The 22,218-nt window shown below is 43.8% G+C and carries 16 protein-coding genes and 1 tRNA gene; 13 read left to right on the top strand and 4 right to left on the bottom strand.

What is annotated here, in order from left to right:
• Nucleotides 1–6: 6 nt before the first annotated feature.
• The 4 genes from QJS82_RS02580 (at nucleotide 7) to QJS82_RS02595 (ending at nucleotide 5,510) form a co-directional block, all read left to right on the top strand.
• Nucleotides 7–762, top strand: a complete 756-nt coding sequence (locus QJS82_RS02580) for a 16S rRNA (uracil(1498)-N(3))-methyltransferase (RefSeq protein WP_281491128.1) — start codon at nucleotides 7–9, stop codon at nucleotides 760–762.
• Nucleotides 763–978: 216 nt separating this feature from the next.
• Complete coding sequence (locus tag QJS82_RS02585; RefSeq protein ID WP_281491129.1) at nucleotides 979–2,118, top strand: Fe(3+) ABC transporter substrate-binding protein; 1,140 nt, start codon at nucleotides 979–981, stop codon at nucleotides 2,116–2,118.
• Nucleotides 2,119–2,215: 97 nt separating this feature from the next.
• A complete protein-coding gene (locus QJS82_RS02590) occupies nucleotides 2,216–3,898 on the top strand; it encodes an ABC transporter permease (RefSeq protein ID WP_281491130.1) in 1,683 nt (560 codons plus the stop codon).
• Between the two features lie 142 nt (nucleotides 3,899–4,040).
• Entirely contained in the window at nucleotides 4,041–5,510 is a 1,470-nt protein-coding gene (locus tag QJS82_RS02595; protein WP_281491131.1) for an ABC transporter ATP-binding protein, read from the top strand.
• A 46-nt stretch (nucleotides 5,511–5,556) separates the two neighbouring features.
• Here QJS82_RS02595 and QJS82_RS02600 read toward each other — a convergent pair whose 3' ends face one another.
• On the bottom strand, nucleotides 5,557–6,426 hold the full coding sequence (locus QJS82_RS02600) for a methyltransferase domain-containing protein (protein ID WP_281491132.1): 870 nt from the start codon (nucleotides 6,424–6,426) through the stop codon (nucleotides 5,557–5,559).
• A 194-nt stretch (nucleotides 6,427–6,620) separates the two neighbouring features.
• Between QJS82_RS02600 and QJS82_RS02605 the strand changes: the two genes are divergently transcribed.
• From QJS82_RS02605 to QJS82_RS02640, 8 genes are all read left to right on the top strand, one after another.
• A complete protein-coding gene (locus QJS82_RS02605; RefSeq protein ID WP_201591753.1) occupies nucleotides 6,621–8,222 on the top strand; it encodes an alpha/beta hydrolase family protein in 1,602 nt (533 codons plus the stop codon).
• A gap of 417 nt (nucleotides 8,223–8,639) precedes the next feature.
• Nucleotides 8,640–11,483 (top strand): DNA gyrase subunit A, encoded by a 2,844-nt coding sequence (gene gyrA, locus QJS82_RS02610; RefSeq protein ID WP_281491133.1) that lies wholly within the window; start codon nucleotides 8,640–8,642, stop codon nucleotides 11,481–11,483.
• Nucleotides 11,484–11,839: 356 nt separating this feature from the next.
• Complete coding sequence (locus tag QJS82_RS02615) at nucleotides 11,840–12,808, top strand: IS4 family transposase (RefSeq protein ID WP_281491656.1); 969 nt, start codon at nucleotides 11,840–11,842, stop codon at nucleotides 12,806–12,808.
• A 218-nt stretch (nucleotides 12,809–13,026) separates the two neighbouring features.
• Complete coding sequence (rarD, locus tag QJS82_RS02620) at nucleotides 13,027–14,097, top strand: EamA family transporter RarD (protein ID WP_201619773.1); 1,071 nt, start codon at nucleotides 13,027–13,029, stop codon at nucleotides 14,095–14,097.
• A gap of 292 nt (nucleotides 14,098–14,389) precedes the next feature.
• Nucleotides 14,390–15,460 carry an EamA family transporter RarD gene (gene rarD, locus QJS82_RS02625; protein ID WP_281491134.1) on the top strand — a complete coding sequence of 357 codons (1,071 nt, stop codon included), beginning with the start codon at nucleotides 14,390–14,392 and terminating at the stop codon, nucleotides 15,458–15,460.
• Between the two features lie 262 nt (nucleotides 15,461–15,722).
• Nucleotides 15,723–16,391 carry a glutathione S-transferase gene (locus QJS82_RS02630; RefSeq protein WP_281491135.1) on the top strand — a complete coding sequence of 223 codons (669 nt, stop codon included), beginning with the start codon at nucleotides 15,723–15,725 and terminating at the stop codon, nucleotides 16,389–16,391.
• A 93-nt stretch (nucleotides 16,392–16,484) separates the two neighbouring features.
• A complete protein-coding gene (locus QJS82_RS02635) occupies nucleotides 16,485–16,772 on the top strand; it encodes a hypothetical protein (protein ID WP_281491136.1) in 288 nt (95 codons plus the stop codon).
• Between the two features lie 31 nt (nucleotides 16,773–16,803).
• On the top strand, nucleotides 16,804–17,937 hold the full coding sequence (locus tag QJS82_RS02640; RefSeq protein WP_281491137.1) for a ribonuclease Z: 1,134 nt from the start codon (nucleotides 16,804–16,806) through the stop codon (nucleotides 17,935–17,937).
• A gap of 13 nt (nucleotides 17,938–17,950) precedes the next feature.
• Here the strand turns inward: QJS82_RS02640 and QJS82_RS02645 are convergent, their stop codons facing one another.
• On the bottom strand, nucleotides 17,951–18,916 hold the full coding sequence (locus tag QJS82_RS02645; RefSeq protein WP_281491138.1) for an ATP-binding protein: 966 nt from the start codon (nucleotides 18,914–18,916) through the stop codon (nucleotides 17,951–17,953).
• 69 nt (nucleotides 18,917–18,985) lie between these two features.
• Between QJS82_RS02645 and QJS82_RS02650 the strand changes: the two genes are divergently transcribed.
• Nucleotides 18,986–20,032: a serine/threonine-protein kinase gene (locus QJS82_RS02650; protein ID WP_281491139.1), complete on the top strand. Its 1,047-nt coding sequence runs from the start codon at nucleotides 18,986–18,988 to the stop codon at nucleotides 20,030–20,032.
• A gap of 82 nt (nucleotides 20,033–20,114) precedes the next feature.
• Here the strand turns inward: QJS82_RS02650 and QJS82_RS02655 are convergent.
• A tRNA-Leu gene (locus tag QJS82_RS02655) sits at nucleotides 20,115–20,199 on the bottom strand.
• 221 nt (nucleotides 20,200–20,420) lie between these two features.
• A complete protein-coding gene (locus QJS82_RS02660) occupies nucleotides 20,421–22,202 on the bottom strand; it encodes a sigma 54-interacting transcriptional regulator (RefSeq protein ID WP_281491140.1) in 1,782 nt (593 codons plus the stop codon).
• Between the last annotated feature and the right edge of the window lie 16 nt (nucleotides 22,203–22,218).

Here is a 22,218-nt window from a genome sequence, read left to right on the forward strand (position 1 = left end):
GACGCTATGAACTGTATATTACTACCAGAGACCAGCTTTCAAAATGGCTCTGCCTACATCAATGATTTAACGCAAATTACCCATGTGAATAAAGTACTAACTGCCAAAGTAGGCGATGCGTTAAAAATTGGCCAATTGGGTGGCAAGCTTGGCAGCGCTATCATCAAAGATATTACGCCTGACAGTATTCAGCTAAGTCATATACAGCTGACCATCAATCCGCCACCGAAGCTCAATCTTATGGTGGTACTGGCATTACCACGACCAAAAGTGTTACGCCGCCTAATCATGGATATGACGGCGCTTGGCGTTAACGATATTATTCTTATCAATAGCTACCGTACGCAAAAAAGCTATTGGCAAAGTCCAATGCTGGCTCGCCTTGACGAGTTTGTGTTAGAAGGTCTGCAACAAGGCGTGGACACAATTGCGCCGCGCATTAGCCTACAAAAACGCTTTAAACCCTTTGTCGAAGATGAGCTTGCAAGCTTAATGACCAATCGCGCTATCGTTGCTCATCCTTATAGCGCGCTGTCATTTGCGCAATATGTCCAGCAACTACTGGCAAAACCTAAGGCAGCTCATGAATCGGTCTTACCAAGTATGGTATTTATCGGTGCAGAAGGCGGCTGGATTGATTATGAGATTGAGTTGCTTGCTGAGCAAGGATGTACGCCAGTTAATATCGGGCCGCGCATCTTACGTACCGAAGCGGCGGTCAATGTTATTTTGGGACAATGGCTGCTAGAAGGTCGAGATTAAGCTCAGGCAGATACATAAATCATTGATATCCTATTAAAATTAGACCAGTTTATCGGCACAGCAGGGCCAGATAAATGTATTGATAATTAATCTCATTTCTATTAGTATAATGTGTCTTAGATATTAAGGTTTTATTAATCCCGCTGTTTAATCATTTTCTAATGATTTTAATGTCGTCTTATCTCACTTATCCGTAGCACCATTATGGGGAATGCCATGTCATTAACTGCTATCAGTGCAAATCTATCTTCTACTAAGCTTACTTTACCCATTGCTGTATTTGGCATGATGTTGGGTCTTGCGGGCTGTAGTAACTCATCGACGCCAGAAGAAAATGTAGATGCTGACACTACAACCACTGCTGAACAATCTGGCACTGAGCAAGAAGGGGCGAAAAATGATGACGCAACGGCCGCTGGTGGGCAAACGGTTACTATTTACTCATCACGTAATGAGCAGTTGATTAAACCGTTATTGGATAAATATACCGAAAAAACAGGCGTTAAAATTGAGCTGGTCACCGATAAAACCGGCCCATTGATGGCGCGCCTGCAAGCGGAAGGTAAAAACACGCCTGCGGATATGTTATTAACCGTTGACGCGGGTAACTTATGGCAAGCAGCAGAGCAGGGCTTACTACAACCTGTGTCTTCTACTATCTTAGAAACCAATGTTCCTGCTAAATACCGTGACCCAAAAGGTCAGTGGACAGGTCTGTCTTTGCGCGCGCGTACAATTTTTTATGATCCAAGCAAAGTTAGTGCTGACCAACTATCTACTTATGCAGATTTGGCCGATCCAAAATGGAAAGGCAAACTTTGTCTGCGTTCATCAAAAGCTGTTTATAACCAATCATTGGTTGCAAGCATGATGGAAAATCTAGGCGAAGAAAAAACAGAAGAAATTATTCGTGGTTGGGTAGCTAACTTAGCAACGGACGTCTTTAGTGATGATACCAGTATGTTAGAGGCAATTGCCGCTGGTCAGTGTGAAGTGGGTATTGCTAACAGCTATTACTATGGTCGCCTGCTTGATGAAAAACCAAATTTCCCTGTAAAAATATTTTGGGCGAACCAAGGTACGACTGGTACTCATGTCAACATCTCTGGCGCTGGGGTTATCGCTAACTCAGACAATCCAGATGGTGCGCTTAAATTGATGGAGTGGTTATCTTCTGATGAGGCGCAAGGTCTTTATGCCAGTTCTGATAAAGAGTATCCTGTAAAAGTAGGTATCGATGAGTCAGAGCTACTCAGATCTTGGGGTCCGTTTAAACAAGATAGTATCAGCGTACAGAAGTTTGGTGAGCTACAAACCCAAGCCATTCAAATGATGGATAAAGCGGGTTATAAATAACAGACTGTCAGTCGCTAAGCGGTTGGTTTTTAGCTATTAGGTGCTTATTAATTCAGCATCTAATAGCGTCATTATGCGTATGACATGGTAATAATTTATGATAACAATGCCAGAAGCGTCTGCTAAGCAAGACAATACTGTCAATGAAGCCAGTAATGACAATAATAGCCCGTCTATTAGTCACGACCATGTCGTCCGAAAACGTATCCTCTCAAAATCAGTCTTAGGACTGATTTCGTTGTTTATGCTAGTACCGATTTTAATCGTACTATTATCGTGGACGCAGCCGGTCGCTGATATTTGGACGCACATGCGTCAATATGTATTGCCGCAAGTGTTAAAAAATACTGTCATTCTATTGCTGATGGTGACGGTGATTTCCGGCGTTATCGGGACAGCACTTGCGTGGGTGACCAGTATGTACCGCTTCCCTGGACAGCGGTTTTTTGCGTGGGCGCTGATGTTGCCATTAGCGATGCCCGCTTATGTCTTAGCATTTGTCACCGTTGGTATCGTTGATTTTAGCGGACCGCTGCAAACGGCTTTAAGAGAGTCAGGCTTTACCACCGCTATCCCATCGGTGCGTAATGTTTGGGGTGCAGGTTTAGTATTGTCGTTGGCATTTTATCCTTATGTTTATTTGCTGGCGCGCCAAGCGTTTTTATCGCAAGGTAGGCGAGCGATTGAAGCGGGGCAAATGCTCGGCTTAAGTCGTAGCAAGGTGTTTTTTCGGCTGGCGTTACCACAAGCGCTACCGTGGGTCATTGGTGGTTTGCTACTTGCCAGTATGGAGACGCTTGCAGATTTTGGCGCAGTATCAGTCTTTAATGTCGATACTTTTACGACGGCGATTTATAAAGCATGGTTTGGCTTTTTTAGTTTAACCACTGCTGCGCAGCTGGCAGCGTTATTAATCGGCGTGGTCTTTATCGTCGTCTTGTTTGAGCAGTATTGGCAAGCAAAGCGTGGCAATACCATCACTCAGGGTAGTAGTAAGCGCTTTGAGGCCAGTAAGCCTGCTAAGTGGGGCATGGCGCTACTTTGTACGCTGGTATTTTTAGTGGCGTTTTTGATTCCGTTTTTACAGCTGCTTTATTGGACCGCAGAAAATTTCCAGCAAGATTTTGATGCGCGTTATATTGATTTTGTCACCAATAGCCTTATGATTGCGAGTATGACCACGATATTTATCGCCTTTTTGGCGATTATCATTGCGTGGGTCAAACGTCAATATCCAGATAAATCCACCAAGCTGATGACTACCTTAGCCAATTTGGGTTATGTGGTGCCGGGTACGGTGTTGGCCGTTGGGATATTTATTCCGATTGCGTGGCTTGATAATCAGCTGATAGCTTTTGGTATTACTTCAACGCAGTTTTTTTCTGGTAGCGTGATTGTGATGCTGCTAGCCTTATCGACGCGCTTTATGACGGTGAGCTTTCAGCCGGTAGACCGGCAGCTACAGCGCTTGACCGTCAATCAAGAAGCGGCAGCTAAGTTACTTAGCGATAGCCCGTATCAGCGCTGGCGGCAAGTGATGTTGCCCGTATTGAGTCCGGGGGTATTAACGGGTTTGTTGATGGGCTTTGTCGAAGTCATGAAAGAGATGCCGATTACCTTGATGACGCGGCGACAAGGTTGGGATACGCTGGCAGTACGGGTGTTTGAGATGACCAGCGAAGGCATGTGGGGACGCGCCGCATTGCCCAGTTTGTTGATTGTACTGGTTGGCCTGATTCCTGTTTGGGTATTGCTGCGCCAAAGTGATAAACAAGGTTAAGTTAAATGCGTTGTATTAAAAAGCTATAATTAAAGAGTCATAATTAAAAAGCAACATTAAGAAATAACTATATTAAAAAGAGCAATATTAAAAACCGCGTCAATGATGGGTTTTATTCACTAATAGCTTACTGGTACCGTCTATGTATACTGACTTGATGAACGATTCAACCAATCCAGCAGCGTCTAAATCCTTAAAGCCTGAATCCTTAAAGATAGGCGGTAAGCCAAGACCGGAGCATGTGAAAAAACCACCCGTCACCCTATTAACCAAAGCTCAGGTAGCACAGCTGCAAGCGGATAAAAGCTTGCTTCACAGCTCATCGACACAAGATACTTTAAATCAAAGCGTATCAGATCAAAGCGTATCAGATCAGACTGCCTTAAATAAAGAAACAGCAGGACAAATTCACTTGCAAGATAACCCTGTTTTTAATTCCTCTAAAAAGAACACTAGCATTGATGATGCTTATTTTAGCGTTCAAGATTTAATCGTTGGTTATGACGATACGATTATCGTTAATGGCTTATCGCTAGATTTGCAGCAAGGTGAAATCGGCTGCTTTTTAGGCTATAGCGGCTGCGGTAAAACCACGGCCCTAAGGGCGATTGCAGGCTTAGAACAAAGCCGTGGCGGCAAGATTCGCTTAAGCAATCAGCGTTTAACGGAACAAACCGCACGTACTACCTTTGCGGTCGCGCCAGCCAAGCGCGGCATGGGCATGGTGTTTCAGGATTATGCCTTATTCGGGCATTTAAGCGTGGCAAAAAATATCGCTTTTGGCCTAAACAAATGGTCGGCTGCTGACAAAAAAGCCCGCGTTAAAGAGATGCTAGCGCTGGTAGAGTTGTCGGAACATGCGGATAAACGTCCTAGTGAGCTATCGGGTGGACAGCAACAGCGTGTAGCATTAGCCCGCGCATTGGCACCAAAGCCCAAGCTTTTGCTACTTGATGAACCATTTTCTAACTTGGATGTGGTGCTACGTGAGTCACTGGCGATGAACGTCCGTGATATCCTTAAACGTACCAATACCACCGCTATTTTGGTCACTCACGATCAAAACGAAGCCTTTGCGTTAGCCGATAAAGTCGGGGTCATGGATAAAGGTAAGTTGGTCCAATGGGCGACGCCAAGTGAGCTATATCATGAGCCGGTCAGTCCCTTTGTTGCTGAGTTTGTCGGCGAAGGCGCAATGATAGACGGCATCATCAAAGAAGGTCATGTTGAAACCGCGCTTGGTGATATTTATCGCCGTATGGAAGTCTATGATGAATCGGGGCAGCCGCAGTATTGCGAGTACGACTATCCAAATGGTACGCCGATTAAGGTGCTGGTACGTCCTGATGATATCGTGCATGACGATGAAAGCACGCAAACGGCTTTAGTCGTCGGACGTGTATTTCGCGGAGCAAACTATCTTTATCGCTTACAGCTTGCCGATGGTCAAACCGTACTGTCGTTAGTTGCCAGTCATCATAACCATGAGATTGGTTCACAAATTGGCATCTTACCTATCCTAGAGCACGTAGTGGTGTTTGATGAAAAAGACATCAATGCCACCACATGGTCAGAGTATGATAGATCAGAGCGCGTGGAAGACGTCAGGTAGTTGTCAATTTTAAGCTTGGCGCTGCTCTTGAAGTTTAGCAAGAACTTTAAGCTTGGCGCGTTGCCAGTATATGCAAATAGCGCCCAAGCCATTTATACGGCTCGAGTTGCGAGTAGCGCAGCTCCATGCGTATAACAGCTTCAGGGTCATTGTGACCACCACGTTTAAGCGGCGCATAATCATGAAATACCCGCAAGCCACTGGCAAGTATGGTTTGATACTCATGCGCATTTAGCCAAGAGTCGACTTCTTCTTTAGCGACCGGATGGTTGGGCGTGAGGCTTTTTTTATTGTCTGCTTTATACTCTGTATTATCCAATAAGTTAAAATTACCCATAATAAGATTGCGATAATCAAAACTTGCCGGATTATAAAAACACAGCGAGAGCGCGCCATGTTCAGTTAAGTGCTTATCAAAAAAATCCATCACCGCAGCAGGCTCTGCCAACCATTCAAGCAGCGCATGACACATAATCAAATCAAACTTTTCCGTGTTACTCGCGAGCTTTTCTTCAAGCTCTTGATATGGACAAATATACCACCTAATATCCAAATGCTTTTCGACGCATTCAGCGTTTGCTTGCGCTTTCTCCAGCATATTGGCTGAAATATCATTGATAACCAGCGTATGCCCTTGAGTGGCAAGCTCAATCGCAATTTGCGCCAGCCCAGCGCCCACATCCAAAATACGTAACGGTCGCCCAAGTGTCTGGCTCATCTGCGTGCAATAGGCAACAATATCACGGCGCAATACTGCCAGACGAATGTCGCCCTTTAAGCCGCCGTAAACCTTTTTTTCAAAGTGGTCAGCAATCGCATCAAAGCTGCGATCCGTACGTGTATCGGGTTGGTCAATGGACGGTGTGTTTGTTTGATTGCTTGGCTGGTCAGTTGATTGGCTGCTTTCGTGATTCATAACGGGCTCTGTTTTATCTAAAGTATTTGAAATGGTTTTTCATCACTTTTTTATTGGATTTTAATAGGGTTTTAGCGTATAAATAGTAGGATTGCAGCCATAATTTTTATTAAATTATTTCAATAAAACTGCATTTATCCCTTGCCAAGGAGTTTAGGCAATTTTTTGCATTATTACTGCTAAGGATAGCAATCATGGTCTTATCCAATACCTCTATTATAAACAAACCCATCATGACGCGCGGTATATTATCGCTAGCGATTGCCAGTAGCTTATTACTTGCTGGTTGTAACGATGACGATAATGAAAGAGTTGTTTCTGATACCACAACTGTCAAAACTATCGGCTCATTCACTGCCACTCAAGTAAATACTCAGTTTGGCCTCAATACTACTGCCACCCCAACCGCTAAATGTGATATTAAAATTGAGAAAGTAAGCTATCGAACAGTAGGCGCAGCAGGCGAGCGTACTAATGCGACCGCTGCGCTGATGCTGCCAAGTGGAGACAGCGCCGACTGTCAAGGTGATCGCCCGGTATTATTATACGCGCATGGCACGACAACGGATAAAGGCTATGATTTTGCCCAAGTAGGTAATATTAAAAACCCTGCGGTAGGGGAAGCCAACTTAATTGCTGCAAACTTTGCCGCCCAAGGTTATATCGTCGTCGCTCCCAATTATGCCGGTTACGATGAGTCTAATCTTGATTACCATCCATACCTTGTGGCTGATCAACAAGCCACTGATATGGTCGACGCTCTAGATAGCGCGCGCAGCATTATCGAACGCAAAAAACGCGCCAATGATGCCAATTACAGTAAAATTGATGACTCGGGTAAGCTGTTTTTGAGTGGCTATTCGCAAGGTGGGCACGTCGCTATGGCGACCGCACGTAAGCTAGAGCAACAAGGTAAACCTATTACTGCCATGGCACCAGCATCAGGCCCTTACGCTTTAGCAGCGTTTGGTGATTTTATATTTGCAGGTAATGTCAATCTTGGCGCAACTCGTTTTGCACCTCTATTAGCGATAGGATTACAGAAAAAATATCCTAATATTTATAGCAGTCGATCAGAGATATTCAGTGCTGATTATGCTAATACTCAATTTCCAAGTTTACTAAGTTTTGAAGAGTTAGTCGCAGCTGGACAACTTCCTGGATTTGCCTTGTTTGAAGCCAAACCTACTAGTGACCCTTTACTAAATCAATTACCCGATAGTGAACTGCCTTTTGCCTTTTTAGGATTCGCTGCTGAAAAATATTTGATAAAAACTGATTTTCGAGCTATGTACATGGCAGATGCGCTACAAAACCCTGATAGTCTAACGCCGACAACACCGACGGGAATGCCCGCTGCCAATCCAAAAAGTAATATTCGTAAAGCATTAAAAGATAATGATCTTCGTGGTTATAAACCTAAGGTGCCAACATTATTATGCGGCGGTCATCGTGATCCAACCGTGTACTACGATTTAAATACAGGGTCAATGTTAGCTATTTTAAAGCAATATAACGATAATAACTCAGCAGCTAATCTAAATATAACGGTATTAGATGTTGATAATAGCGATGAAGCAAATAGAGGAGTGCCTACTATTGTACCTTTGAGTCAGTCGGCTCTAGCTAATCCATGGTTGCAGAACAGTACTATTCCTAATATCCAAACTCGCTTTAACGCTAGTGTTACCGATGCTGGCAATAGTTTTTTATCTAGCTATCACGGTGGTCTAGTGGCTACTTCTTGTACTGAGGCTACTCGTGAATTCTTTGAGCAAAATTTTAACCAATCGTAAGATTGTTTAAGTTTGAGTCTAATATTCATACTAATAAAAAAAACTGCATCTCTCGGATGCAGTTTTTTTATGAAACAGCCTTTAAAAACGGCAAAGACAATGCTCTGTTGCTAAAGTCGTTTTTATCCTTATTGCTAAAGGCAAAACTCAACGCTAATGAGCTGTTTTGCTTGATTTTAATAGCATCGAGAACCCCCTAAATAGACAAAAATGTGCTAAAATAGCTTCTTTAATTAAACATTACTTTTAACAAAAACCGTATCGCCATTTTCCTATGGTTTTGCCCGTTTGATGGTGCTTTTTCGTGTTGATATAGCAATCATAGTTGTGTGTTTGTGCAGCTATATTTTTATATCAGCGTAAGCACTTTTTTAGGCGCGCAACCCTTAGAGAAAGTATGTGAGTGAAGGAGTGTATATGAGCGACTCGATCAGTCCTATTGCCATCGTGGATGAATTAAAGCAGTCCTATTTGGATTATGCGATGAGCGTGATCGTCTCGCGCGCGCTGCCTGATGTGCGTGATGGGTTCAAACCGGTACACCGCCGCGTGATGTACGCGATGCATGTGCTGTCTAACGATTATAATAAAGCTTATAAGAAGTCGGCGCGTGTGGTCGGTGACGTCATCGGTAAATATCACCCGCATGGCGATAGTGCTGTTTATGATGCGATTGTACGTATGGCGCAGGACTTTAGCTTGCGTTACCCGATGGTTGACGGCCAAGGTAACTTTGGCTCTATTGATGATGATCCACCGGCAGCGATGCGTTATACCGAAGTCCGTATGACCAAGCTGACCCATCAAATGCTTGCTGACTTGGACAAAGACACCGTCGACTGGGAAGACAACTACGATGGCTCTGAGCGTATGCCAAGTGTGTTGCCTGCGCGTATTCCAAACTTATTGGTCAACGGTGCAACCGGTATTGCAGTTGGTATGGCGACCAATATGGCGCCGCACAATCTAACTGAGGTGATTAATGCGTGTTTGGCTTATGCCGAAAATCCGCAAATATCTGCCGAAGAGTTGATGTCGCATATTTCAGGTCCTGACTTTCCAACGGGCGGTATTATTTATGGTCGCGCGGGTATCTTAGACGCTTATCGCACCGGTAAAGGTCGCCTGCACGTACGTGGTCGTTATATCATCGAACCGATGAGCGACACCGGTGTCAACCGTGACCGTGAGCGCATTGTCTTTACCGAAGTACCTTACCAAACCAATAAAGCCAAACTGATTGAGCGTATTGCTGAATTGGTACGTGATAAGAAAATCGAAGGTATTACCGAGATTCGTGATGAGTCTGATAAAGACGGCATGCGTATTGCCATTGATTTGCGCCGCGGTGAAACGGCGGAAGTGATTGTTAACAATTTGTTCCTGCAGACACCGCTTGAATCTAGCTTTAGTATCAATATGGTGGCGCTAGATAACGGTCAGCCAAAGCTATTGACGTTACGTCAGCTGATTGCAGCATTTGTACGCCATCGCCAAGAAGTGGTGACGCGACGTACCATATATGAGCTGAATAAAGCACGCGTTCGTGGTCATTTGTTAGAAGGTTTAACGGTTGCACTAGCAAACATTGACGAGATTATTGCGACGATTAAAGCATCGGCTAACCGTGGTTTGGCTCGTGAAAATTTACTGACTAATACGTGGGGCTCAGGTAGCGTGGTGGCGATGCTAACCGCTGCAGGTAGCCAGTCGGTACGTCCTGACTTTATCGAAGGCGAAGATCCAAAAGCGCCGTTTGGTCTGATTGAAGGTGAAGAGCGCTATCGTTTATCACTTGAGCAGGTCAATGCTATTTTGGACATGCAGCTGCATCGTCTAACCGGTCTTGAGCAAGACAAATTGACCGAAGAATACCAAGATTTGCTGCGTGAAATTGCAAATTTAGAGTCTATCCTTGGCGATTTTGATAAGCTAATGACCATTATCTCAAACGAGATGATTGAGATTCGTGAAAACTTTGGTGATGAGCGTCGTACCGATATTATCGATTCACGTATGGACTTTAACCGTGAAGACCTTATCCCAGAACAAACTGTGGTCATGACGGTTTCTCGTACGGGTTATGCAAAAACGCAGCCGATTGATGATTATGTGGCGCAAAAACGTGGCGGTAAAGGCAAATCTGCGACCGCGATGAAAGAAGACGATGTGATTGATCACTTAGTTGTGACCTCAACACATGCCACCGTACTATGCTTCACTGATAGTGGTCGTGTCTTTAGTCTACGTGGTTTTGAAGTACCGATTGCCAGTCGCGGTGCGCGTGGTCGTCCATTGGTGAATTTAATTGGATTAAATCCGGATGAAACGGTCACCACGATACTGCCTATTCCAAAAATAGTAGAAGAGTTATCTAGCAAAGGTGAGACATCAGTAGATGGCGATGACAGCTTATCAGAAGATGATGATTTAGACGATAGCACGCAAGCGGAGCCACCTTTTGTCTTCTTTGCAACGGCCAATGGTACCGTGAAGCGTGTCGAGCTAAAACAGTTTGCCAATATTCGCTCGAACGGCTTGATTGCGGTTGGTTTGGAAGAAGGCGATAAATTGGTGAGCGCTCGTATCACCAATGGTAGCCAAGAAGTGATGCTATTTGCTTCAAGTGGTAAAGCAATTCGTTTTGATGAAAATGATGCGCGTGCAATGGGTCGTACGGCTAAAGGCGTTCGTGGTATGCGTCTGGCGGCTGATGAGTTTATTAAATCATTGGTGGTTATCGAAGATGATGTGCGCGAAATTCTGATTGCTTGTGAAAATGGCTTTGGTAAACGTACCTTTATCGATGAGTTCAATACGCAAAATCGTGGTGGTGGCGGTGTGATTGCTATCAAAACCAGTGAGCGTAATGGTGCACTCGTTCGTGCTACCAAGGTTGATTCTACAGACGATATTATCTTAATCTCTGACAAAGGTACATTAGTGCGTACCCCAGTTGAGCATGTAGCAAGCTCTGGTCGTAATACGCAAGGTGTAACGCTGATTCGTCTATCAAAAGACGAGAAGCTGGTTGCTATGGCGCGTGTTGAGCACGAAGAAAGCGACGACGAGCTAGTCGATGCTATGAGAGAAGATGGAACGTTTGCAGTAGAGGGTCAAGAGCAAATCGATATTGATGCCGAAACTGGCAACAGCGCGACGACCGATATCAATGACGTTATTGATGGTGCAAATGACGACTTAGTAGACAACGAAACATCGAATGATGCAGCAGATAAAAACACAGACGATGACGAGTAACTATCTCAGTTGTTAGCTTTTTAGTTTAGTTAGCAATACTGCTCTAGAAAAAGCCTCTGACGATATCGTTGGAGGCTTTTTTTTGAGTGCTGTTTATTCTCAAAGTTTGTTTTAAGCTTTTAACCTATACATCTTAGCTTTTATAGTTAAAATCTCTGCACACGACAAAAAAAACAAAAAAGTCTGTTAAAGCAAAGGCATAATAGTAATTTTCAAGACGAATCAGACCATGCCAAACTTTAACAGACTTAGTGAAACTTTAACCCAAAACCTGAGTATGAACAAGGCAAGAATCACATGTTTGAGCCTAATGATAATAGCCCTGATTACTGCTCAAAGCAGTAATCTTAAAAAAAATAGCAAGACACCTCCCTAAGGGTGGCAAGACCGACAGTCACTATCGCAGACTACAGCGATTTTTTGCCGAAGCCAGGATAGACTACGATCAACTGGCTTTAATGATATATCGACTATTTGGGCTAGGCAAAGTCACCTTAACCATTGACCGCACCAACTGGAAATGGGGTAAAAGTAACCTCAACATCTTTATGCTAGGGGTGGTATATAAAGGGATAGCCATCCCCTTATACTGGCAAATGCTAGATAAGCGAGGTAATACAAACCATCTTGAACGCTGTGAACTTATTGAGCGGTTTATCAAACAATTTGGCAAAGATAACCTTGAGATGATAGTAGCAGACAGAGAGTTTGTTGGCGAAAAATGGTTTAACTGGCTCACCAATAATCACATACCCTTTGCCATACGGATTAAGAAGAACAGTAAAGTTAGGAATCATCATGGCAAGCTGGTACAGATTAAAGAGTTATTGCGCCATGTTAGCCATCAAGAAACATATCGACATGGGCGAATACTGACTGTCGATGGTTGTTTGGTTCGAGTATTTGCCAAGCGTGATAAAGACTACGGTTTAGTGATTGTCGCAACCAATCAACTAGAAACAGTGGATGCGATGACAAGCTATGGCAAGCGTTGGGAAATTGAGACTTTATTTGCTTGTCTAAAGGGGCGTGGCTTTAATCTTGAAGATACCCACTTAACCCATCTTGATCGGGTCAGTAAATTAGTCGCAGTGAACGCCTTAGCATTTTGTTGGGCTTATCATGTCGGTATTTATAAAGACAAAGATAAGCCGTTAAAACGCAAGTTGAAGTCAAACGCTCGACCTCAAGCCAGTTTGTTTGCGCTTGGCCTGGATATATTGATTGAAGGCCTTCGCTTGGTGTTTTTTAATAATGATAAGACTGTATTTCGACAGTTAGTTAGCTTTTTAACCCCTAAACCTATGAAAATCGGGTGGGGATGATTTTTTTTGTCGTGTGCAGAGAGTTAAAATACATTAAAACGCTACGGCACTGCTGGTATAAGTTTTTCTTGCTTGCTGTGCCTACGCAGCAGAGGCTGCAAAAAACTTATACCAGCAATACGTGAAATATTGATATTACATTTGACTGATTATGATTACTAACCTTTATAAACTTATTATAAATAATACCCATTAAGCGCTATTTTAAGGCCGTTGTTATGCTTACGACCAATCAAACTTTTCAGGGAACATTAGCCGCAATATCATCCAGTTTTTTGTTTTCATTGATGTTCTTGTTTGGGCTATTTATGTTGCCCTTAACGGGTACACAAGTAGCGTCATGGCGGGTGCTGATGATGCTATTGAGCTTGCTAATATTGGTCAGTTTTACTAAGCAATGGCAACACGTTTTTGATTATCTAAAAACTTTAAAAACCCCGAAAGAATGGCTGATATTTATATTACCTACGCCGATATTGGGCGGGCAGATTTGGCTGTTTATGTGGGGGCCGGTCAATGGTTTCGGTCTTGATGTCACCTTGGGTTATTTTTTATTGCCGCTGGTGATGATAATACTGGGGCGCTTTTTTTATCGTGAGCATATGAGCGCGCTACAGTGGACCGCAGCATTATTCGCAGCATTGGGAATTGGCTATGATATCTTTCAATATGGAACGGTATCATGGGTGACATTATTTGTCTGCTTGGGTTATCCGCCTTATTATCTACTGCGGCGTAAGCTTGCCGTACCGCCGATTACCGGTTTGCTGTCAGATTTGACCTTGCTGACGCCGGTGGTGCTCATCATGCTGTATAGCAGCGGCGGCTTTAGCGTGGCGGCACAAAACATAAAGTTTTGGTATTTATTGCCGCTGCTCGGTGCTTTTAGTGCGCTTGCCATGTCACTGACCATGGTTGCGAGTAGTAAGCTGCCAGTGTCATTATTTGGTGCCCTAAGTTATGTAGAACCGATGCTGCTGTTTGTTTTATCCATTACCGTTTTAAACCAAAGCCTCGATGAAGGCGGCTCGTTATTTATGTACGGCATGATTACTTTGGCGTTATTTATCATGATTGCTGATAGTGTGATGGGTTATCTTCGTCGTCGCCGTGATAATCATTTGCATGGCTACCGCGAGCCACAAGTGGGCGGCTTTCCGCCGCGCCGCCGTTTGATAAATCGCCGTATCGATGGGGTGTTAGCCGCCCATCGTTTCCGTAAGATGCGTCGTTATCAAAAAAAGATGGATAGAATACAGCGTAAAATCGAGCAGCTAGATACTAAGTAAATAGAGCGATGGATATGCGTTAAGGGTGCAGCTTAAATAAACCAAACATCAAAATGAATAGACGGGTTAAGTCAATGTATTGCTTATCTATTATGACTTTGACATAATGTAAAGCTTGATATAAGCACTTAGTATTTACAGCGTTTATCTCAACATTATACGATTGATTTATCAGCAAAAGATTCTATAGATAAAAAGCTTATAGACAGAAGGCCTCCGACGTTCGCGTCTGAGGCTTTTGTTTTTTTTCAAAATTGCCAAGGACGTGCGCTTATCTCTAAAGGCTGTTGTTATGTTCCCCACCAATCAGACGTCGCAAGGCACCATCGTTGCAGTGGCAGCAAATTTTCTTTATGCATTGTTATTTTTATTTGGTCTACTGATGCAGCCATTATCGGGGACGCAAGTTGCTTCTTGGCGCGTGCTGATGATGCTACTCAGCTTGGTGCTACTGGTCAGTGTCCTTAAGCAATGGCAGCATATTTTTGATTACCTCAAAACCTTAAAGACGGCAAAAGAGTGGTTTTTATTTATCATACCCACACCGATTTTGGGCGCGCAAATCTGGATATTTATGTGGGCACCCGTCAATGATTTGGGTCTAGAGGTGACATTGGGGTATTTCTTATACCCAATGATTATGATTATCGTGGGGCGCTTTTTTTATAATGAAGACATGACGCTGCTACAGTGGGTGGCTACCATCTGTGCTGCGCTCGGTATTGCCTATGATGTCTGGCAATATGGCGCTATTTCTTGGGCAACTTTATTTGTCTGTTTGGGTTATCCGCCTTATTATCTTCTGCGTCGTAAACTTGCCGTGCCGCCGATTACGGGGCTTATTTCGGATTTGGTTTTATTAACACCGGTGGTTATCATCGCCTTATATATGAGCGGTGGTTTTAAGCTTGCGATAGCGACGGATAAATTTTGGTATTTGTTGCCGCTACTGGGTATCATCAGTACAGCGGCGATGGCACTGACTATGGTCGCTAGTCAAAAGCTGCCCGTCTCGCTATTTGGCACTTTATGCTACCTTGAGCCGATATTCCTATTTATATTTTCCATCACGATTTTGCACCAAAGCATCGATGAGGGTGGCTCATTATTTATGTACGGTATGATTTTTATCGCGCTGCTGATTATGATTGCCGATAGTGCGCATGGTTATGTGACTCGTAAGCGTGACGACCGCTTGCAGGGGTATAACGAGCCTCAGGTCGGCAGTTTCCCGCCGCGCCGCCGCCTAAAAAATCGCCGTATTAAAGGCGTACTGACCGCACATCGTTTCCGTAAGATTAGAAAATATCAGCAAAAAATAGACAAGATGACGCGCAAAATTGAAGAATTACATGCTAAATAACACTGACAGCTTAAGGGCGATAAGTTTGACTTGCTAGGCATGGTTTTGTAGCCGTGCTCTACACAGTTTCTGTGTTAAAGGCTGGTTAATTGCGCTATTATCGACAGCAGTGCTGCCACGCTGAAAACAATGCCTAATCATGCCTAATCATGCCTAATCAATCATGTCTAATCCTGCTCAAAAGGCTTAGCAATGTTAGCAATGGAATGCGGGCGCTACCTATCATTATTATTGCTTATTCACACTATAACTAGGATGGTTTATGTTACACCTTCATCATTTAGCAAACTCACGCTCGTTTCGTATTATCTGGCTATTAGAAGAGCTTAAGGTTGATTATAAACTGACTTGCTATGCGCGCAATAAAGCCTATCGCGCGCCTGATAGTTTAAAACAAATACATCCGCTCGGTCATGCGCCGATGTTAGAAGTAAACGAGCGTGTGCTCATTGAGTCAGGATTCATCATTGAGTATTTGCTTAAGCATTATGATAGCGAGAAGCAATTTAAGCCTGCGGATAACAACGAAGCGGCGTGGGAAGCGTATACCTTTTGGCTGCATTTTGCCGAAGCGTCAGTGATGCCGCCATTGGTCATGCGTTTGGTCTTTACCAAAGTGGTTGAACAGTCGCCGATGCTTATCAAGCCTGTGAGCAAAAGCATTCGCAATCAAGTCGAAAAAAGCATGATTAGCAAAAGCTTAGATATCATATTGACCATGATGGAGCAGCATCTGCAAGACAATCATTGGTTTGCCGGTAGCGAATTTAGTGCCGCTGATATCCAAATGCATCTTGCAGTCGTCGGTGCTAATGCTGGTGGCGGTTTAGATAGCAGTAAATATGCCAATATCTTAAACTGGCTGAAACGCTGTGAAGAGCGCGATGCCTTTAAGCGTGCCGAAGAAAAGGGCGGTCGTTTGCAGTTTTAAACGAGGCGTATTTAATCGTTAATCAATGACTAATTTAATATGATAATAAAAGGTTTTGTTTATTTATAGACAAAACCTTTTTTAGGATAAAAAATGACAGACTTAAATAAATCAAATCACAAGAATACCGATGTTGATGTTGATACTAATATTGATACTGGCATTGCTTCTAAACAAGCGCCGAATAGTACCAATGGTAGTGTGCATAGCCAGCAAGTATCTATAAAAGCATGGTCACAAAAACTGCTGGTAGTGATTTTATGTGTTGCTAGCTTTTATGGTGGCTGGAAATCTTATGAGTCCAATATGGTCAATGAATGTACGGCCAATGGCGGGCAAATGATTGAAGGTCAAAGAACCATGCTATGCCAGTCGTTATAGCAAGTAAGTATTTAGATAAAAGAGGGCGTCTATGCTAAAGCTTACCTTTTTGGGTACTTCCGCAGGGGTACCAACCAAACAGCGTAATGTCACAGCGCTGGCTATTGAGTGCCTCAATCCTTATAGCTCAGGGGCAAACCAACAGCAAAAGAAAAAATCGCGTCCTTGGGTTTTAATTGATTGCGGTGAAGGCACCCAGCAGCAGCTCTTACATACCAAGCTATCTCTACATCAGCTCGAAGCCATTTGTATTACCCATGTGCATGGCGATCATTGTTATGGTCTGCCAGGATTGCTGGCGAGTACGGCAATGTCAGGTCGTACTGCAGCGCTAACGCTTATTGCGCCAAAAGCGATAGCGACGCTGCTTGAAGCCATTACGGTAACGACTGAGCTATACTTTCCGTTTGCCATTAACTTTATGGCGATAGAAGACTTATTGTCTGAGCCAAATGATGAGCATAAAGGTAAAGTAACTGTCAATAAAGTAACTATCAATTTAGACCACCAGCATCAGCTAATTATAGATATTCATCCTTTATCGCATCGTGTCGCCTCTTATGGATTTGCGATGACTGAAACTATCAGCCGTCGCACACTCAATACCGATAAATTAACAGCAGCAGGTATTCCAGCAAGCGCGCTGTGGGGCAGACTGCAACAGGGCGAAGATGTTGTGACCGAAGACGGTCGCAAGCTTTATTCAGTGGACTATGTCGATAATGAGAGTCAGTGTACAAAGGTAGTAGTTGCTGGAGATAACGATACGCCGGAGCGCTTAAGAGAGGCAGTAGCTGGTGCAGATTTACTGGTGCATGAAGCCACTTATACCCATGAGGTGTTAAATAAGATTCAGGCAAAAAATCCAGACTTTGATCCCATGCATAGTAGCGCACAGCTGGTAGGTAGGTTCGCTCAAAACAATGAGGTTAAGAATTTAATCTTGACCCATTTTAGCGCTCGCTATCAAAGCTTTGATAACTCACAGAGTAGTACGCCGAACATGGCGCATATTCGCTTGGATGCCCAAAGTGCTTATGCAGGCAATCTATGGTTAGCAGCAGATTTTGACCAATATATGGTGAATGGCTCAGCTGATCTGGTAGACGAAGAAGAGGGTAGCCGCGCGCAGTATCTAGGCTCTGCACGCGATTATAAACAATAAATCTAAATAACTTTTAAGACTGATTGTCCTCAGCTGCCAAGCGTGTCTGTCCTATCCAGTAGCGGCTAAATTGATATGCCACTCGTCCTGAACGTCCACCGCGCTCTGATGCCCAGCGTAATGCCGCTGCTCTGATATTATCAGGTAGCGTCTTATTTTCTTCTTCATTATGATTACTTTCTTTAACGTCATTCGTATTATCTAGATTGCGATTTGGCGAAAGCGATAAATAATGGCGCACGATGTGTAAGTAAGTGTTTTGATCCATGGGATGGAAGGACAACCAAAGTCCAAATCGATCAGACAGCGATACCGTCTCGTCAATAGTTTCATAAGGATTGACCTCATCGGTTTGACCATTATAAATATTGACATTGTCTTTCATCAGTTGTGGCAACAGATGACGGCGGTTACTGGTGGCATAGACCAATAGCTTGTCTTGCTCTGAGTCCAGCGAGCCGTCCAACACACTTTTTAACGTCCGATAACTCTCATCTTGACCGTTAAACGCCAAATCATCACAGTACACCACATAGTGGCAACCACAATCCGCTGGCAGCGCATTAATGGCGGCGCGTATCTTATCAAGCACCCGCAGGTCATCACGGGCAATTTCAATAATACGCAGTCCTTCGCTATGATAAGCTTGTAGCAATGCTCGAATCAGCGATGACTTGCCAGCGCCGCGTGTGCCTGTCATCAAGACGTGATTGGCAGGATAGCCTTTAAGAAACTGCCGTGTGTTCTGTACCAGTTTTGCCTTTTGCGTATCGATACCATGCAAGTCATCTAAACTTAAAAACAAGTTAACAGCCAGCGGCTCTAGATGACCCTGATGACCGCCAACCCAGCGATAGGCTAGCTGGGCAGGATTAATCTCGATAGTTGGCGTGACCTGCTCTTGCAGATACTGCCCAAGCAAATCCAATAAATGGTCAGGTAGGGCGTAATTTATATGGGTGTTAGTGGATTGGGGCATAATAATTGGTCGCTTATAAAAATTAAAATGTCGTTTGGCATACTAGACGCATAAAGGCCTCACTTTACCATGAAAAATAGTGCCAGTAATCCATCTACAGAAAAAGCGTGTGCAAAGCACGCAAGTATAGAAAGAAGGTCTTCGAAACAAGCACTACAAACGCAAGCACAGAAAACTCTGCCAGTGCTGACCACTTTATTCTCAAGCTTGCATTATCGCAAGATAGCGCATCAGCGAGTCAGTCAGCAAAGTGATAGTGGTGAGGCCAATTACCAAGGGTTAACGCGCAGTCAGCATGCACAATTTGGTCAGGTGATGATTAAATGGCAGCTAAGTGCTGACAGCAATAAGAAATCGGCTGATTTAGTTTATGAGGCTGACGTTTTAAAATCTATAAATATATCAATCAGTGAAAACAGTCTGCCTGCTATCGCTCCACCAATACTAGCCCACGATACCGTCACGATACAAATACTAAAACCGTCTTCGCAGCTGATTGTATTGGTCACACCTTATTATCCAAATGGCAGCTTGGCATCTCAGCTTAATTCTCAAAATCACTCGCGATTAACGGACATACAAAAGCATCATTTTATTGTGCAGTCTGCTCTTCTCGTCGCCAAGCTACATAACATTGGCTGGCTACATAATGATATTAAGCCTAGTAATATTTTGCTAGATGGTTTCATGCCAAATCATGCGGATAATAGCAGTATCACACCTGATTTATTATTAACTGACTTTGCTTTGGCAGAAGCAATTAATGACGATATTGCTCAAAACAGTGATAAAAATAGTACGGGAGATAGTGCTGGTACGCCAGCCTATCTTGCCCCTGAACGCTGGCAAGGACAGGGCGCAACGCTGCAAAGTGATATTTACGCGTTTGGGATACTGCTGTATGAAATATTAACGGGCGAGCGACCGTTTAAGATTGATAATCCGAGTGGTGAGCCGTTAAGAGAATGGGCAATTCAACATTGCCAACAGCCAATTCCAACATTGCCGTTAGAGTATAGTCGCTATCAAAGTATCATTGATAAAGCGTTGGCGAAGCGGGTAGAGAGAAGGTATCAAAGTATGGAAGAGATTGTGGTGGATTTGGAAAGATTATAATCATGAATACTAAATTCTAGACACAAAAAAACCTGCTAAAAAGCAGGCTTTAATATTTGGTCTAAGATGTACTATCCGAAAATGGTGGGGCTGGAGAGACTCGAACTCTCACACCTTGCGGCGCCAGAACCTAAATCTGGTGCGTCTACCAATTCCGCCACAGCCCCATTTTCGTTACTCTATCATCAAAGGCAGTTAAATTCAAATGCCATCGAGATAGTTAACTGATTCGGTAGTGCGTCTCAGTGGTTGGCTATTATATAGAGTTTGAATCGTTTGGCAACCCCTATTTGCGATTATTTTTTAATTATTTAGCAATTATTTTCGATGTATTTCATAAAATACTGATATTTATAGGAATTTTTTATAATAATTTCTGGTTTTAATTTCAATTGTCTTGCCTATCTGATGCTGTAATCTCTAATTGCTGTAATTTGCGCGTCAAAGTATTGCGTCCCCAACCGAGTAAGTTGGCGGCTGCTATCTTTTTACCACCGCTATGGTTTAGAGCAGCCTTTAGCAATACACGTTCAAACTCTGGCGTTGCGGTTTGCAAGATATCAGTTTCGCCAGTTTGCAGAGACTGCTCAGCCCATATGGCAAGTGCCTGCTGCCAACTCTGGTTTTCATTAGTTCGGCTGACTTGATTGTTTTGAACGTTTTTATTGTCTTGATTGTTTTGCTTGTCTTGATGAGGACTATACGCGCCATCACTGTGTTGCTGATTTTGAGTCGCTTCTATTGAGGACTGGTTGTGATTTAGAGGCGAGGGAATCTTTTCAAGTAGCTCTGGTGGTAAATCCTCGACCATGACCGTATCGCCCGTTGCCATCACCGTCAACCAAAGGCAGACATTCTCAAGTTGACGGACATTGCCACGCCACTCAAAAGATTGCATCACCTGTAGCGCCGTGGGGTGGAGTTGTTTCTCCGTGCTATTCATCTGTTTAGCGGCGCGCAGCATAAAATAGGTGGCTAATGCTGGAATGTCTTCAGGTCGCGTCCGTAATGGCGGTAATGGCAGGCGAATGACATTGAGGCGATAAAATAAATCCTCACGGAATTTACCTTGTTTGACGAGCGCTTCTAAGTTTTGGTGGGTGGCGGCAATGATGCGTACGTCTACTTTGACCGGCTGTTGTCCGCCCACGCGAAAAAACTCACCATTGGCCAATACTCGTAGCAAACGCGTCTGGGTGCTATACGGCATGTCACCAATTTCATCTAAGAATAGCGTTCCGCCATCAGCTTGCTCAAAACGACCTTGGCGCGTCGTCGTTGCGCCAGTAAACGCGCCTTTTTCGTGACCGAATAATTCAGACTCAATCAAATCATGCGGGATAGCAGCCATATTAAGGGCAATAAAAGGTTGCTGCGCTCGCGGAGAGTGCTCATGTAGAGCGCTAGCAACCAACTCTTTACCCGTACCTGATTCTCCTGTAATCAAAACGGTAATAGGTGAGTGTGCTAAGCGCCCAATAGCGCGAAATACCGTTTGCATGGCTTGTGATTGACCTATGATGCCGCTCGGATTGTTATTCGTTTGAGGTTTGGGTTTTTCCTGAGCTTTATTTTCAGCAGCTTTAGGGGATTTTCTAGCTGATTTGGCTACATTTGGTTTGCTCGCAGGCTGTTCTTTGGTATCGGTACTTACATTCGTATTAGACTCGATTGAATGATTTGATACGACTAGATTCGGTTGGTAATTAATGGCTTTATAAATCGTGGCGACCGCGTCATCTAAATCAAAGGGCTTGGGCAGATATTCAAATGCGCCAGTTTGATAGCTATTGATCGCAGACGTAAGGTCGGAATGTGCCGTCATAATGACAATCGGCAGCTTAGGAAAGTGCTGATGCACCCAATCACTAAACGATAGACCATCCATCATAGGCATACGAATATCGGTCAATATCACATCTGGTAGTTGGTCGGCTGCTTCGTGCTGTTGCAAGACATCATTAAGGCGGGTCCACGCGGCTTGTGCTTGGGTAAAGCTGATAACGCTGAGACCGGCATCCTCAAAAGTATCTGCCAATACCAAGCGTAGCGCTGCATCATCATCGATAAGCCACAACGTCGCGGGAGTGGTATCAGGATTGTTGTTGACGGTGACCATTGGGATTTTCTCATTGCTCGTAAGGTGTTGAGTGTCATTATACTGAGTCATGTGTTTTGCCTAATAA

It is taken from the genome of Psychrobacter maritimus, assembly GCF_029953575.1.
In the GTDB taxonomy this organism is placed as follows: Bacteria; Pseudomonadota; Gammaproteobacteria; order Pseudomonadales; family Moraxellaceae; genus Psychrobacter; species Psychrobacter maritimus.